Here is a 12,756-nt window from a genome sequence, read left to right as displayed (position 1 = left end):
TGGACTAGATGGGATCAGGGACCTCGAGCAGATCGATCGCCCCCGGGGGGCGCCGCGCGCTCGCGAGCTCCGATCGCTCGAGGTGGGCGAGGACGGCGAGGACGGCCGCTTCGTCCCACGCGTCGCCGAGGATCTGCAGGCCGATGGGCAGGCGCTCGGCGTCGACGCCGACGGGCGCCGTGCCGGCGGGGAGGCCGGTGAGGTTGCCGAGGAAGGCGAAGCGGCACATGCCGTCGAGGGCGATGGGATCCAGGAAGGCGCGGCCTTCCTCGGCCTGCGCGTAGCGGGGCGCGGTGATCGCCGTCGTCGGGAGCGCGAGGACGTCGACGCCGGCGAGGGCGCGCGCCACCTCGCGCCGCATGCCCGCGCGCAGCCGCGCGGCGTCGATCTGCTCGAGCGCGGTGACGCCCGAGAGGAGGCTGAAGGTGACGCGCAGGTCCTCGCTGATGAGGTCGCGCTGCTCCCTCCAGGCGCGCTGGAACGCCGCGAGCGACTCGGGGCCGATGACGAGGTAGCCGATGGAGGCCGCGTGCCTGGCGAGGGGGATCTTCACGTCCACGAGGGTCGCGCCCTCGCGCTCGAGCGCGCGCAGCGCCCCCCAGCACACGCTCGCGACCGGGGTGGAGGCGTCGCGCCACTCCGCCTCGTCGACGCCGATGCGCAGGCCGCGCACGCCGGCGCCGAGGCGCGCGCCGAAGCCTCCGGGGGGCGGCGCGGGCGCCCATGCGGTGAGGTCGTCGTCGGGGTCGGGCTCGCTGGCGACGGCGTCGAGGAAGCGCGCGAGATCGGCCGTGCTGCTGGCGATCGGGCCGGCGTGGGCGACCGAGCCCTTGAAGCCGTCGCCGGCGCGGCTGACGCGGCCGAAGGTCGGCTTGATGCCGAAGACGCCGTTCAGCGCGGCGGGCGCCCGGATGGAGCCGCCGCCGTCGCCGCTGGCCGCGAGCGGCGCGAGCCCGAGCGCCACGCCGACGGCGGAGCCGGTGGAGGAGCCGCCCGCGGCGCGCTCCTTGTGGTGCGGGTTGTGGGGCATGCGCTGGTGGACGCTGTTGCCGATCGGCGACATGCCCCACTCGGTGAGCACGGTCTTGCAGAGGAACACGGCGCCCGCCTGCCGGAGCCGTGCGACCACGGCGGCGTCGCGCGGCGCGGGCGGTTGCGGGCCGCAGGGCGAGCCGAGCGTGGTCGGGAGGCCCTCGACGTCGAACTCGTCCTTGACGAGCAGGGGCACGCCGTCGAGCAGGCCGCGCGGCCGCCCCGCGGCGTGGCGCGCGGTCGACGCGTCGGCGTCCCTGAGCGTCGCCTCGCGCGAGGTGGCGACGGCGATGTTCATGCACGGGCGCTCGGCGGCGAGCGCCTCGAGCGCCGAGAGGGCGCGCTCGGCGACGCGGAGCGGGGTGGTGGCGCCCCTGCGGTAGGCCGCCGCGTAGGCCACCGAGGGCCTGGGCCAGTCGCGGACGGGGGGCGCGCCGAGCCCGGCGTCCTCCCAGCGCCGCGGCGGCGCGGCCTGGAGGGGGCGCGCCTCTGCGGGGACGTCGTCGCGGAAGGCGTCCGGAAGCGAGGCGAGGCGATCGATGCCCAGGCTGCGCTTCATCACTTCCCGGAGCGCGGCGGAGGATCCGGGCGCCTCGGCGGCGAGGCGCGCCGCGGTGAGCGCCCGGCCGGTGAGTCGGGGGACCTTCATGCGGCGCAGCTTACTCGACGCGGCGGGCGGCGCGGCGGCTCATGGTCAGGGTGCTCCGCGAGATCACGCCGTAGCTGCGTGTCGTCGGTGGCGGGATCGGTCGTCGTTCCTCGTCGATCCGCGCGTGGGAGGGCCTGGGACGTCGGCCGCCGCGATCTGGAGCTCAGGCAGACGAGGTGAGGTCGTCCCAGGCAAGCACCGCCTCGGGGCGCAGCTCGCGCATGCGCGTCACGGTTCGGTCGGGTCGCCTCCGCTCGAACACCAGCGCCGTGTCGCCCGCGTAGAACGTGCCGATGGAGTCGCTAGCCTCTTCGACCTCGCTCAGGCCGAGCGCCCGGGAGAGCTCACGGCCAAGCGACGACAGCGCGATATGGGTCGGCACTTCTTTGGGGTGTCCCCACAGCGCAATGCGGGCGACGAACGTGCGCACGGAGTCGCTCGTGCGCTCCCACTCGCCCCAGCTGAAATCGTATGCCCACATACTGCCGTCTTCTGTCATACAAGCGAGCGTATCGTGGTTGTCGAGATCATCCTGGCTCAGGAGAATCGCAGGGCCGCCGGGAGTCTGCTGAATAGGCCACTCCGCGACGCTCCCCTCCGCGAGGGCTCGCTCGAGCATCAGGATCCCGCCGAAGCGCTGGATCCGATCGACGCTGCGCAGACCGCCAAACGAGCTCTCGGCGTCTTCTGCCGCCCTGGCCAGCGCCTCGCTGCCACCGTTCTGCAGCACCCACGAGGCGAGCCGCGCGGGGTCGCCGGGAGCGTGCAGCCGACAAAGCCAGCGCGATGCCGCCTCTCTCACGCGGGGCGATAACGGAAGCGTCCTCGACGCTGGATCTACGGTTGCGTCTCCGGGCCAAGCGCATCGCTGGGGCGAACGCACCGGCGATGCCAGGCGCAACGTCGCTCCCCCCGTCACACCGACGTCACCCGGAGCGGTTCGGACAGCTCGCAGGCTCCGCTCGGTTCGTCGATGACATCGAATCTCCTGCAGAGAATGCCGATGCGTGGACGTGCGACGAGGAGAACTTCAAGCCGTGATCGTGCTGGACACGCACGCCTGATTCTGGCTCGTCGCGTCCCCAGATCGCCTCTCCGAGCAGGCAGCCATGGCCGTCGATGGAGCGGATAGGCTTGGTGTCTCGGCCATGACTTGCTGGGAGATTGCGATGCTCGCCCCAAAAGGGAGGGTCGAGCTTGATCGACCCGCGCAGAGATGGATCGAGGACGCGCTCACCAGAAGCGGGGCGATCCTCTTGCCGATTGAACCGGTGATCGCTGCGCTGGCGGCACGGCTTCCCTTGCATGGCGATCCGGCAGATCGGCTCATCGTTGCGACGGCGATGACCGCCAGCGCAGAGCTCATCACCAAGGATCATCAGATCCGCAGCTCTCGCCTCGTTCCGACCATCTGATAATGGTCTCCATGCGAGCTCCTCGCATGCATCCCCCCTAGCGCTGGCAGCTCGCCGACTCGAGCCGCCGCTCGCACCCTGGCACGGCGCCCGCATACCGACCGTCAGGAAGGACGTGGCGGGGGGGACCACGCGGAGGAGACCCATGAGCCAGAGAGCATCCGATCAAGCCATCCAGGTGAAGCCGCTCGCAGGGCACATCGGCGCCGAGATCCACGGCGCCGACATCTCGAAGCCGCTGCCCGACGAGGCCGTGGCGGCCATCCGCGCGGCGCTGCTGAAGTGGAAGGTCGTCTTCTTCCGGAACCAGCCGCTCGGCCACGCCGAGCAGATCGCCTTCGCCGCGCGCTTCGGCGAGGTGACCTACGCCCATCCGCACGAGGACGAGCCGTTCGACGAGCACCCGGAGATCCTCGCCATCGACAGCCGCCGCTACGATCGCCGCTACGGCAGGCGCTTCAGCTACGAGAACCGCTGGCATACCGACGTCACCGCGGCCGTGAACCCGCCGGCGGCGTCTATCTTGCGGGCGCATATCCTGCCGCCCTACGGCGGCGACACGACCTGGACGAACCTCGTGGCAGCCTACGAAGGGCTGTCCGCGCCGCTGCGCGTGCTCGTCGACGGCCTGCGGGCGGAGCACCGCTTCGGGCTGCGGTTCGCGCCGCAGGACCAGGACAGCCCGTACCTGCGCAAGGTGCGCGAGAACCCGCTGATCTCGATCCACCCCGTGGTGCGCGTCCACCCCGAGACCGGCGAGCGGGCGCTGTTCGTCAGCCCCGGCTTCACCAGCCACATCGTCGGGCTGTCGGCGCGCGAGAGCAGCGCGATCCTCGACCTGCTCTTCGAGCAGATCAGCCGCCCGGCGTACACGGTGCGGTTCCGGTGGGAGCCGGGCAGCATTGCGTTCTGGGACAACCGGGCCACGGCGCACCTGGGGCCACAGGACCTCGGGCACCTCGACGTCGAGCGCGTCCTCTACCGGGTGACGCTGACCGGAGACATCCCGGTGGGGGTCGACGGGGTCCGCTCCGAGATCGTGGCCGGGGAGCCGTTCGGCAAGCGGCCCCCGAGCAAGCTGAAGCCCGCCCGCAAGGACAAGGCGCCCGAGGCGGAGGTGCAGGCATGAGCGCCGCGAGCGCAGGCGTCGAGAGGACGTCGTTCGAAGGGCCCCACGGGCCGGTGGAGGCGGTGCAGGTCCGCCCGGCGTCGGGCGGGCGCTCGCCAGCGCCGGCGGTGCTGATCCTCCACGAGGGGCTGGGGCTCACCGTCCATACGATCGAGCTGGCAAGGCGCTTCGCGCAGGAAGGATACCTCGCGTTCGCGCCGAACCTGTATTCGCACGACACGACGCACCGGACCTTCACCGAGGCGGAGGTGGCCCGGGGGGTGAGCCTGCTGCGCGCGGCCGACCGCGACGAGGTGGTCGCGCGGTTGCCGGCGGACGAACAGGAGCGGCTGAAGAAGGTGTTCGCCTGGTTCGGTAACCGCGACACGTCGACGTACCTGCCCGACGCGAGGGCGGCGGCGGCGCACCTCGTCGGCCGGTCGGACGTGCGGTCGGGGGGCGTCGCCGCCGTCGGGTTCTCGCTGGGCGGAGGGCTCGTGGGGCAGCTCGCGGTCGCAGGCGTGGCGCTCGCGGCGGGCGCGGTGTTCTATGGGCAGGCGCCGGCTCTGGAGCAGGTGAAGAACGTGCGATTTCCGCTGCAGGTGCATTATGCGGAGGAGGATCCGGCGATCACCCCGAGGGCGCCAGCGGTGGGGGAGGCGTTCAGGGCTGCGGGGCGAGAGCTGATCTCGTTCGTGTACCCTGGGACGCGCCACGGGTTCTTCAACGAGACGCGGCCGGCGTACCACGCCGATGCGGCGCAGCTCTCGTGGCGGCGCACGCGGGAATTCTTCGCCGAGCGCACCGGCAACGTCGCGCAATGGCGGCCGCAGGCCGTCGCCGGCGAGGGTGCGCGCGCTGCAGGGTAGCTGCGGCTCCGTCGCTGGTACCTCCGGAACCTCAACCTGGGTCAGCACCTCGGGTCGGAACCTCCGGAACCTCAACCTGGGTCAGAGCCTCGAACCTAGCCTCGAACCTCAACCTGGGTCGGGTCGGAACCTCAACCTGGGTCGGGTCGGAACCTCGAACCTCGAACCTCAACCTGGGTCGGGTCGGAACCTCGAACCTCGAACCTCAACCTGGGTCGGGTCGGAACCTCGAACCTCAACCTGGGTCGGGTCGGTCCAAACCTCAACCTGGGTCGGGTCGGTCCATGGCACGGAGGCTGCTGGGCGCCCGCCATGACCACCTCCACGCCCATCGCCGAGAGCAACGCTCCGAAGCCCATCCATACCGACGACGCGGGACTCATCGCCGGCGCGATCATCCTTCCCGCGCCCGCCGGTGACCTCCCCGGCTACCGCGCCCACCCCGCCTCCGGTGGCCCCTTCCCTCTGGTGCTGGTGATCCAGGAAATCTTCGGCGTCCACGAGCACATCCGCGACGTGGTCCGTCGCTTCGCGCACCGCGGCTACTACGCCCTCGCCCCGGATCTGTTCGTTCGGCAAGGCGACCCCAGCCACCTCCGCACCGTCGACGAGTTCCGGGCTCTGGCGGGCCGCGTGCCCGACCGTCAGGTGCTCTCGGACCTCGATGCGAGCGTGGCCTTCGCCGAAGCCTCCGGAAAGGCCGACGTCCGCAAGGCGGCCGCGGTCGGCTTCTGCTGGGGCGGGCGCATCACGTGGCTGTATGCCGCGCACAACCCGGCGCTGAAGGCGGCCGTGGCCTGGTACGGACGCCTGACCGGCGATCGGACCGAGGCCCAGCCCAAGCACCCGATCGACGTGGCGAGCGCGCTGCAGGCGCCCGTGCTGGGCCTCTATGCCGGACAGGACCAGGGCATCCCCCTCCCGACGGTCACCGCGCTGCAGGAGGCGCTCCGTACCGCCTCCGAGACCGGCAGCGCGCCCGGCGCCGCGCAGTCCGAGATCCGGGTCTACCCTGACGTCCCGCACGCCTTTTACGCCGACTATCGGCCGAGCTACCGGCCGGAAGCCGCCGCCGACGCCTGGCAGCGCCAGCTCGACTGGCTGGCACGACACGGCGTCGCCTGACGGCGACCGGCCGCGACAGCGCCCCGGCGATCCCTGCTGCCCCGGCAACAAGCTGCGCCTCCACTGCTACTCCTTACGCACCCCACGCCCGCGCCACCGCGCCCCGCGATCGGATACCCTGACGCGGTGCGCGCCAGGATCCGAGACACCGAGCTCTACTTCGACATCGAGGGCATGGGCCTCGTCCCCGACGGCCCGCGGATGCGCGAAAAGCCGGTGATGTTCGTCGTACATGGCGGACCTGGCGCAGATCACTCCTCGCACAAGGGAGGGATGACGCCGCTCGCCGACCAGGCGCAGCTCGTCTACTTCGATCATCGCGGACAGGGCCGCTCCGCGCGCGGGCCAAAGGAAACGTATACCCTCGAGAACAACGTCGAGGACATGGAGGCGCTGCGCCTGCACCTCGGCCTCGATCGTATCGTGGTGATGGGCACCTCCTATGGCGGCATGGTGGCCATGGCCTATGCGCTCGAATACCAGCGGAACATCTCTCATCTCATCCTGGTGGCCACGGCGGCCAGCCATCGTCTCATCGACCGGGCGAAGCGGATCGTCGCGGAGCGCGGCACGGAGCAGCAGAGAGCGGCGTGCGAACGCCTCTGGGCCGGCGAGATCGAGAGCGACGAGCGGTTCGCCGACCTCCTCCAGATCATGGGACCGCTCTACTCGACCACCTTTGATCCACAGAAGGCGGCCGAGTCCCGCGCGCGCACCATCTACAACGTCGACGCGTGGAACGTCGGCCTGGAGGGGTTCATGCGGAGATTCGATTTCACGCCGCGCCTCCCCGAGATCGCGGTGCCCACGCTCGTCATCGCCGGCCGACACGACTGGATCTGCCCACCCGATCTCTCGGAGGAGATCGCGCGGCTCATCCCGGGCGCGGATCTACGTATCTTCGAGCGCAGCAGCCACTGGGTGCGCTCTGACGAGCCGCGGGCGCTGCTCGACGCCGTCGCCGGCTTCCTGGCCCAGAGGCGGTAGCGCGCAAAGCGCACCGCCGAGCGCCGCGCCCTCTACTGGATACCGGCCTTCTTCATCGCCGCGGGCATCCGCTGGACGATGACCGTCCCGACCTTCTTCCCCACCTCGCCGCTGATCTCCGGGAGGAGCTTCGCGGCCTTCTTTCCGACCGGGGTGCCGTAGAACTTGATGAGCTCCTTCAGCTCATCGGCGGTGAACTTCCCCGCATAGATCTCGACGTTCCACTGGACGAGCTCGTCGTACGGCAGCACCTCGGCGACCACCGCCTTCAGCTTGCTGGCGTCCTTGGGCGAGATCTTCGCGCCCGCTTGCTGCATCGAGGCTCCCATGTTGGTCATCAGCTGATCGAGGAGCGCATTGTAGACGTCCTTCGGCATCACGAGGTGCGTGAGCTCCAGGGCGAGCTTCTTCTCCGCCTCTCCGGCGTACGCGCTGCCGAGCGACACGAAGGAGAGCAGGGTCACAACGGCGAGCGAGACGATCCATGAACGAAGCGCGTGCTTTCTCATGGGCCCTTTGTATCACGACCGCGCCGCGATCCGCGCCGCGCCGCGCAGGCAGGCCCGCCGCATGCCCTCCCCGGAGCCGCCGCGACACCTGAAGAGCCGCCACGCAGGAGCCGTTCGGGCGCTCGGTCACACGACCGTCACCTCGTCCCCCACGCGCAACGTGCCGGCTTTCGTCTCCTGGATGTAGTTCTGTCCGAAGTTCACGTCGCTGGGCTTCTGCGCGTCGCGCCGGTACGTGGCCAGCGTGCGGAGCGGCTCCGGGCCGCGCTCTGCGGTGAGCTGGTCGGTCGTGGTGACGACGCAGCGGGCGCACGGGCCGCCGGCGCGGAGCACGAGGTCTCCGATGCGGACGCGGCCCCACCGGTCCTCGTCGAAGGCAGCGCAGCCGCTCACGACGAGGTTGGGCCGGAAGCGATCCATCGGCAACGGCGCGGCGCTCCGGCCCTCGAGGTGAGCGTTCAGATCGGCGAGGGAGGCCTCGGAGATCACGAGCAGCGGGAACTCGTCGGCGAACGACACGACGTCTTCCGGGCCTGCCACCGAGGTCTTGAGGACGGGCCGCCGGAACGCCTCGCCGATGCGGACGAGACGCGCCGGGTGATCCAGGACGCCGCTGAGCCACGCGGCGGCTTCGTCACCGCAATCCTCGGCCAGGAGGCCGCTGCTGCTCCAGACCTCGACCGTGAGCAGGCGGGCGCCCTCGGCCCTGCGCGGCACGGAGATCGGCGGCCGGCCGGCGAAGCCGAGCGTGAGCGCGCGCTCGGAGAGATGCGTCTCGATGAGCGCCATGCGCGGCAGCGGGCGCTGCGTGAGGGGCTTTCCCTCGGGGTCGACGATCATGAACCGCCGATCGCCCGCGAGGCCGAGCGCGTCGACGGCGGCCGCGTCGACCGCGAGGCCCCGGCAACCTTTGACGGGATAGATGTGGATCGCGGAGAGTCGCATTCCGGAGCGTATAACACCCCTCGGGCGCTCGACGCCCGGAGAAGCGCGGCGCGCACGTTCCGAGCGCCCGCGCTCCCCGTCGTCATGCCACGGCGCCTCCCTCCGCCGGTATCCCGAGCACCTGCCGCAGGTCCATCCCCACGACGACGTCGGCGTTCTGCTGCACCCATTCGACGAGCGCGGGGCGCAGGGCGCGCGCGATCTCTTCCTTGACGAGCCCTTCCACGGCGCTCGGCCCGAGGCGCTGCGGGTCGAGCGCGACGCCGCCGCCCGCGACCAGGGCGCCGAACAGGCGCACGAGCGACTCGGCGCCCGCTGCCTGGCGTGCCGCGCCGAGCGGCTCGACCCGCTCGACGGCGATCTCGCCGCCGCGCTTCACGACGAAGCGACGGACGTCGGCCTGGTCGACTCCCCCCTTGTGGAGCACCGCCGAGGAGCAGTCGACCTCGATGCGCTGCACGCGCGGCGCGGTCTCGATCTCCTGCCGCGTGCCCTCGATATCGACGCTGGCCGCGATCATCGCGCCGGCCGGGATGCGGAACCCGTCCGAGCCCACCCCGCCCGCGAGCTCCTGGTGCAGCGTCAGCCGCGCGGACAAGCGGGCGCCCCGCACGGCCGTGCTGCTGCCGGACTCGAGGTTCGAGAGCACCTGACGCACCGTCACGACGAGATCGGGATCGCGGGTGGGGTCGTACGGGGGCATGGCCATGGGCGTCGACGTGACCAGTCCGCGCATGAAGGCGCGCGCCTCGTCCTCCGCCGATCCCTTTCCGACCTGGACGAGCCCTCCCGTATAGAAGACGTTGGGCGTCATCGCGCCTGAACGGAAGTCGTACTCGACCTGCTGGAGCCCCATGTCGCCGAGCGGCGGCGGCAGGTTGATGACGAGGTACGGCTCGAAGGTGATCCGCAGGAGCGCCGGCGCGAGCGTCAGGCGGAGCGCCGTCGCGCTCGACGTGGCGAGCGCGGCGATTCCGGTGCGCCTCAGGACGGTGCGAGCGGGGAGGTCGAACGAGATCGAGACCGACTCGAGATCGATCCACGACGGCAGGAAGCACCAGGCCATTCGAGGAGGGTACACCCACCTGGCCGCCGGAAGCGCGGCCTATTGACCCGCCGCACGGGGCGCGCCCATCATGTCCCGCATGAAGCCAGAGGAATTCCTCGACGAGCTCGACCGCAAGGTCGGTGAGCGCCTCGCCCACATCGGCGCAGTGGCCCGCGCGGCGGAGCCGGCGAGCGGCGTCGGCATCCCGGCGCTGCTCGCGACCGCGCTCAAGAAGGAGCTCGAGGCGACCGAGGAGGCTGCGCTCTGGCTCACCACCGAGACCGACGTGGAGGTGAAGCTCGCCCTCGCCCGCCAGTGCGGCGATGAGGCGAGGCACTACCGGCTCATCGCCGAGCGGCTCCGCGCGCTCGGCGTCGACCCCGCCGCAATCCCGGCGAAGTTCGGGCCGCCCACGCCGATGTTCGGGTACTTGAAGGGGCTCGGCTCCACGGTCGAGCGCGTCGCAGCGGGCCAGTTCACGCGGGAGGCGCTCGCGAAGGTGCACAACCAGGCGTTCATCGATTACTGCGAGTCGCAAGGCGACGCCGAGACCGCGCGCCTTTACCGCGAGGTCATCCAGCCGGACGAGAGCCATCACCACGAGATGGGCCGGCGGCTCCTCACGCGCCTCGCGGTCACCGAGGAGGCCCAGGCGCTCGCGCGCGCCGCCGCGATGCGCACGCTCGAGATCGCCGAGGAGCTCCAGGAGATCGCCCGCCTGAAGATGGGTATCTGCCGCGCGCCTGGGTGTTAGTGTTCAGGCACGGTCCTGACGGACCGCCACCCTGCTCGATCCAGCCGCTCCGATGCGGTTCGCCGATCTGACCGTCGACGTCCGGGCGTCGATCGCGAGCTAGCATGTCGTGGTGTCGCGCTGTCGCGCAGAGAGAGCGACCAGGGCGGGAACAGCCGTTCGGGCAGGGCGTTCGCGCATGTCTCGCGGCGTCCCGGCTGTTCGCGAGGCGCGTTCAGGGCACGGCGGTCTCGGCGTCGGTCGCTGTTCCGAGGCCTATATGCGGGATGGCCCGACATGCGAAAGCCATCGAATCCATGCACCCTCCAGATACCGAAGTTGCCGCCTTGTCGCGAGGCTTACTCGCGGCGAGAGTCGGCCAGTTGGGTCAAGGGGGTTCTCATGATCAAGTTTCCGGGGGACAGATCGTTCCGGGAGGTGGCCCGTTTCACCCAGGATTGTGGTTCGATCTGCACGCACGCGGCTCAGTATTGCCTCGAGATGGGAGGCTCTCACGTGAGCGCCCCGCACATGCGGCTGCTCCAGGACTGCGCCGACATCTGCGAGGCGACGTCGAAGCTCCTCCTGCGCAGCTCGCCGCAGATCACCCAGATGATGAGCGTGTGCGCGAGCCTCTGCGAACAGTGCGCGGCGAGCTGCGATAAGCTCACTGGTGATACGCAGATGAAGACGTGCGCTGACGAGTGCCGCCGCTGCGCTGCCGCCTGCCGGCAGATCTGATAGCGGCGGAGACATGGTGGTCCTCCGGACCGTGAGCCGAGCAGCGGAGTAGCTTTCCTCGCCTTTTGCGGATCGCCGCCATCCTCCCCGCCAGAGCCCTCGCGCGCGCGGCGGCCCGTCGGCGCCGCGGTCGAGTGTGGTCCGGCGGCGGAGCGACGCCGACGGCGGCGGCGTTCTGGCTCCCCATGGTACCCTCGCGCGCATGCGTTATCGAAGGACCATGGGAGCCGCCGGGTTCGCTCTCCTGTGCGCCGGGTGTGGCGGGGACGCGCCCGAGGCTGCGGTGCGCGCGGTGCGCGACCTGGGTGCGCTGGAGTTTGCCCCGGCGATTCGAGGGCGGGACGGCGGCTACAGCGCGCGGTGGGGCGACCTTTCGGCGTGGGTGTTCGGCGACACGACCCTGGAGATGCCGGGGGAAGACGGAGCGCTGTGGAGGTCGAGCACCTTCTGCGCGACCGACGATCTGGATGCGTCGGATGGGCTCTCGTCGCTCACCGAACCGCTCGACGCGGCCGGCGCGCCGCGGGAGTTCCTGCCGTTCACCGAGGAGGAGCTCGCGTTCAACCTCGCGCACGCCGACCCTCGGGCGGAGGAGACGTGCGAGGAGGACTGCGGAGCGCGCTATGCGCTGTGGCCGGGCCCCATCGTCGTCGACGAGGCGACCGGCCGTGCGCTCGTCTTCTACAGCAAGGTGACGGGGCGGCTCGGGGCGTTCGACTTCGACATGATGGGTTCGTCGATCGCGGTCTGGGAGAGCTTCGATGCGCCCCTCGCACGCCCGGAGGTACGCCCGGGCGCTGCGGATCCGACGCTCCTCTTCGGTGCGGATGAGCCATCACTCACGTCGGCGGCGCTCGTCCGCGAGGGGATGCTCTACGCCTACGCCTGCGCGTGCTCGGGTCTCACGTGCCCGTGCCTCGTCGCGCGAGCCGCGCTCGCGGAGGCAACGGAGCGCGACGCGTGGCGGTTCTTCTCGGACGGGCGCTGGGTGGATGGCCATGAGGAGGCGGAGCCGGTCATGGCGGGGGCACCGATGATGTCGGTGCATTGGAACGAGCACGTCGGCAGGTACATCGCGCTGTACAGCGAGCCGGTATCGTCGGAGATCTCGCTCCGGACGGCGCGGGCGCCGGAGGGGCCATGGTCGGACAGCGCGGTAGTTTTCACCGCCGAGGTCCCGCCTACCCCGGAGGCGTGGCCCTATGCCGGGCTCGTGCACGCGGAGCTCGCGCGGGAAGGAGGTCGGGTGGAGTACGTGACGTACTTCCGGGAGACGGGGTTCCTGGAGGGAGAGATCCGACTCGTCGAGCTGGAGCTCGAGTAGACGACCCGACCCAGGTTGAGGCCTGCGGCCTGCCGGAGGCCCCCGACCCGACCCAGGTTGAGGCCTACGGCCTGACCCAGGTTGAGGCCTGCGGCCTGCCGGAGACCGGCCGACCAGGTGAAGAGGGCCAGCTGAAAACGGTCGAACCGGGTTGAGACGACCTGGCTCGGTCGACCATCCGCCACGAACCTAACCAGAATGGCCCCAGCCGGATCGCTCCATTGGTTGGGCAGGTCCACTTCACCGGCACCCAAGGTGCCATTCGCTCAGA

Annotated in this window: 12 protein-coding genes and 1 pseudogene; 8 read left to right on the top strand and 5 right to left on the bottom strand. The window is 70.8% G+C overall.

The annotated features are described in order from the left end of the window. Nucleotides 1-4: 4 nt before the first annotated feature. Together WMF12_RS00585 and WMF12_RS00580 are read right to left on the bottom strand one after the other, a co-directional pair. The gene (locus WMF12_RS00585) at nt 5-1,681 is read right to left on the bottom strand and encodes an amidase (protein ID WP_437859364.1); all 1,677 of its coding nucleotides are present in this window, start codon (nt 1,679-1,681) and stop codon (nt 5-7) included. 163 nt (nt 1,682-1,844) lie between these two features. After that, nucleotides 1,845-2,483, bottom strand: a complete 639-nt coding sequence (locus WMF12_RS00580) for a hypothetical protein (protein ID WP_437859356.1) — start codon at nt 2,481-2,483, stop codon at nt 1,845-1,847. Between the two features lie 277 nt (nt 2,484-2,760). Between WMF12_RS00580 and WMF12_RS00575 the strand changes: the two are divergent. The 5 genes and pseudogenes from WMF12_RS00575 to WMF12_RS00555 form a co-directional block, all read left to right on the top strand. Beyond that, nucleotides 2,761-3,096 (top strand): annotated as a pseudogene (locus WMF12_RS00575) (type II toxin-antitoxin system VapC family toxin); the annotation flags it as partial. Between the two features lie 145 nt (nt 3,097-3,241). Next, nucleotides 3,242-4,225 carry a TauD/TfdA dioxygenase family protein gene (locus WMF12_RS00570; RefSeq protein WP_437748140.1) on the top strand — a complete coding sequence of 328 codons (984 nt, stop codon included), beginning with the start codon at nt 3,242-3,244 and terminating at the stop codon, nt 4,223-4,225. Then, complete coding sequence (locus tag WMF12_RS00565) at nt 4,222-5,073, top strand: dienelactone hydrolase family protein (RefSeq protein ID WP_437859349.1); 852 nt, start codon at nt 4,222-4,224, stop codon at nt 5,071-5,073. Before WMF12_RS00570 ends, WMF12_RS00565 begins: the two co-directional genes overlap by 4 nt. A 312-nt stretch (nt 5,074-5,385) precedes the next feature. Beyond that, nucleotides 5,386-6,198 carry a dienelactone hydrolase family protein gene (locus WMF12_RS00560; protein ID WP_437859338.1) on the top strand — a complete coding sequence of 271 codons (813 nt, stop codon included), beginning with the start codon at nt 5,386-5,388 and terminating at the stop codon, nt 6,196-6,198. A 126-nt stretch (nt 6,199-6,324) separates the two neighbouring features. Then, nucleotides 6,325-7,185 (top strand): alpha/beta fold hydrolase, encoded by an 861-nt coding sequence (locus WMF12_RS00555; RefSeq protein WP_437859331.1) that lies wholly within the window; start codon nt 6,325-6,327, stop codon nt 7,183-7,185. Nucleotides 7,186-7,217: 32 nt separating this feature from the next. On the opposite strand, the gene WMF12_RS00550 is transcribed toward WMF12_RS00555, so the two are convergent. The 3 genes from WMF12_RS00550 to WMF12_RS00540 form a co-directional block, all read right to left on the bottom strand. Further along, a complete protein-coding gene (locus WMF12_RS00550; protein ID WP_437859325.1) occupies nt 7,218-7,694 on the bottom strand; it encodes a DUF2059 domain-containing protein in 477 nt (158 codons plus the stop codon). Between the two features lie 126 nt (nt 7,695-7,820). Continuing rightward, nucleotides 7,821-8,639, bottom strand: a complete 819-nt coding sequence (locus WMF12_RS00545) for an MOSC domain-containing protein (protein ID WP_437859321.1) — start codon at nt 8,637-8,639, stop codon at nt 7,821-7,823. An 82-nt stretch (nt 8,640-8,721) separates the two neighbouring features. Beyond that, nucleotides 8,722-9,705 (bottom strand): hypothetical protein, encoded by a 984-nt coding sequence (locus tag WMF12_RS00540; protein ID WP_437859315.1) that lies wholly within the window; start codon nt 9,703-9,705, stop codon nt 8,722-8,724. Nucleotides 9,706-9,784: 79 nt separating this feature from the next. Between WMF12_RS00540 and WMF12_RS00535 the strand changes: the two genes are divergently transcribed. From WMF12_RS00535 to WMF12_RS00525, 3 genes are all read left to right on the top strand, one after another. Then, nucleotides 9,785-10,441, top strand: a complete 657-nt coding sequence (locus WMF12_RS00535) for a ferritin-like domain-containing protein (protein ID WP_437859310.1) — start codon at nt 9,785-9,787, stop codon at nt 10,439-10,441. A 381-nt stretch (nt 10,442-10,822) separates the two neighbouring features. Continuing rightward, nucleotides 10,823-11,161 carry a four-helix bundle copper-binding protein gene (locus tag WMF12_RS00530; protein WP_437297157.1) on the top strand — a complete coding sequence of 113 codons (339 nt, stop codon included), beginning with the start codon at nt 10,823-10,825 and terminating at the stop codon, nt 11,159-11,161. Nucleotides 11,162-11,363: 202 nt separating this feature from the next. Beyond that, the gene (locus tag WMF12_RS00525; RefSeq protein ID WP_437859297.1) at nt 11,364-12,485 is read left to right on the top strand and encodes a DUF4185 domain-containing protein; all 1,122 of its coding nucleotides are present in this window, start codon (nt 11,364-11,366) and stop codon (nt 12,483-12,485) included. Nucleotides 12,486-12,756: the final 271 nt, after the last annotated feature.

It is taken from the genome of Sorangium sp. So ce363 (assembly GCF_051520435.1).
Taxonomy (GTDB): domain Bacteria; phylum Myxococcota_A; class Polyangia; order Polyangiales; family Polyangiaceae; genus Sorangium; species Sorangium cellulosum_B.
Note: the sequence above shows the minus strand (reverse complement) of the source record. Positions and strands in the feature narration are given on the sequence as shown.

Coding starts and splice junctions, on each gene's coding strand:
- WMF12_RS00530 (WP_437297157.1), top strand. CDS start 10,823: ATGATCAAGTTTCCGGGGGACAGATCGTTCCGGGAGGTGGCCCGTTTC.
- WMF12_RS00540 (WP_437859315.1), bottom strand. CDS start 9,705: ATGGCCTGGTGCTTCCTGCCGTCGTGGATCGATCTCGAGTCGGTCTCG.
- WMF12_RS00570 (WP_437748140.1), top strand. CDS start 3,242: ATGAGCCAGAGAGCATCCGATCAAGCCATCCAGGTGAAGCCGCTCGCA.
- WMF12_RS00535 (WP_437859310.1), top strand. CDS start 9,785: ATGAAGCCAGAGGAATTCCTCGACGAGCTCGACCGCAAGGTCGGTGAG.
- WMF12_RS00560 (WP_437859338.1), top strand. CDS start 5,386: ATGACCACCTCCACGCCCATCGCCGAGAGCAACGCTCCGAAGCCCATC.
- WMF12_RS00525 (WP_437859297.1), top strand. CDS start 11,364: ATGCGTTATCGAAGGACCATGGGAGCCGCCGGGTTCGCTCTCCTGTGC.
- WMF12_RS00585 (WP_437859364.1), bottom strand. CDS start 1,681: ATGAAGGTCCCCCGACTCACCGGCCGGGCGCTCACCGCGGCGCGCCTC.
- WMF12_RS00565 (WP_437859349.1), top strand. CDS start 4,222: ATGAGCGCCGCGAGCGCAGGCGTCGAGAGGACGTCGTTCGAAGGGCCC.
- WMF12_RS00550 (WP_437859325.1), bottom strand. CDS start 7,694: ATGAGAAAGCACGCGCTTCGTTCATGGATCGTCTCGCTCGCCGTTGTG.
- WMF12_RS00545 (WP_437859321.1), bottom strand. CDS start 8,639: ATGCGACTCTCCGCGATCCACATCTATCCCGTCAAAGGTTGCCGGGGC.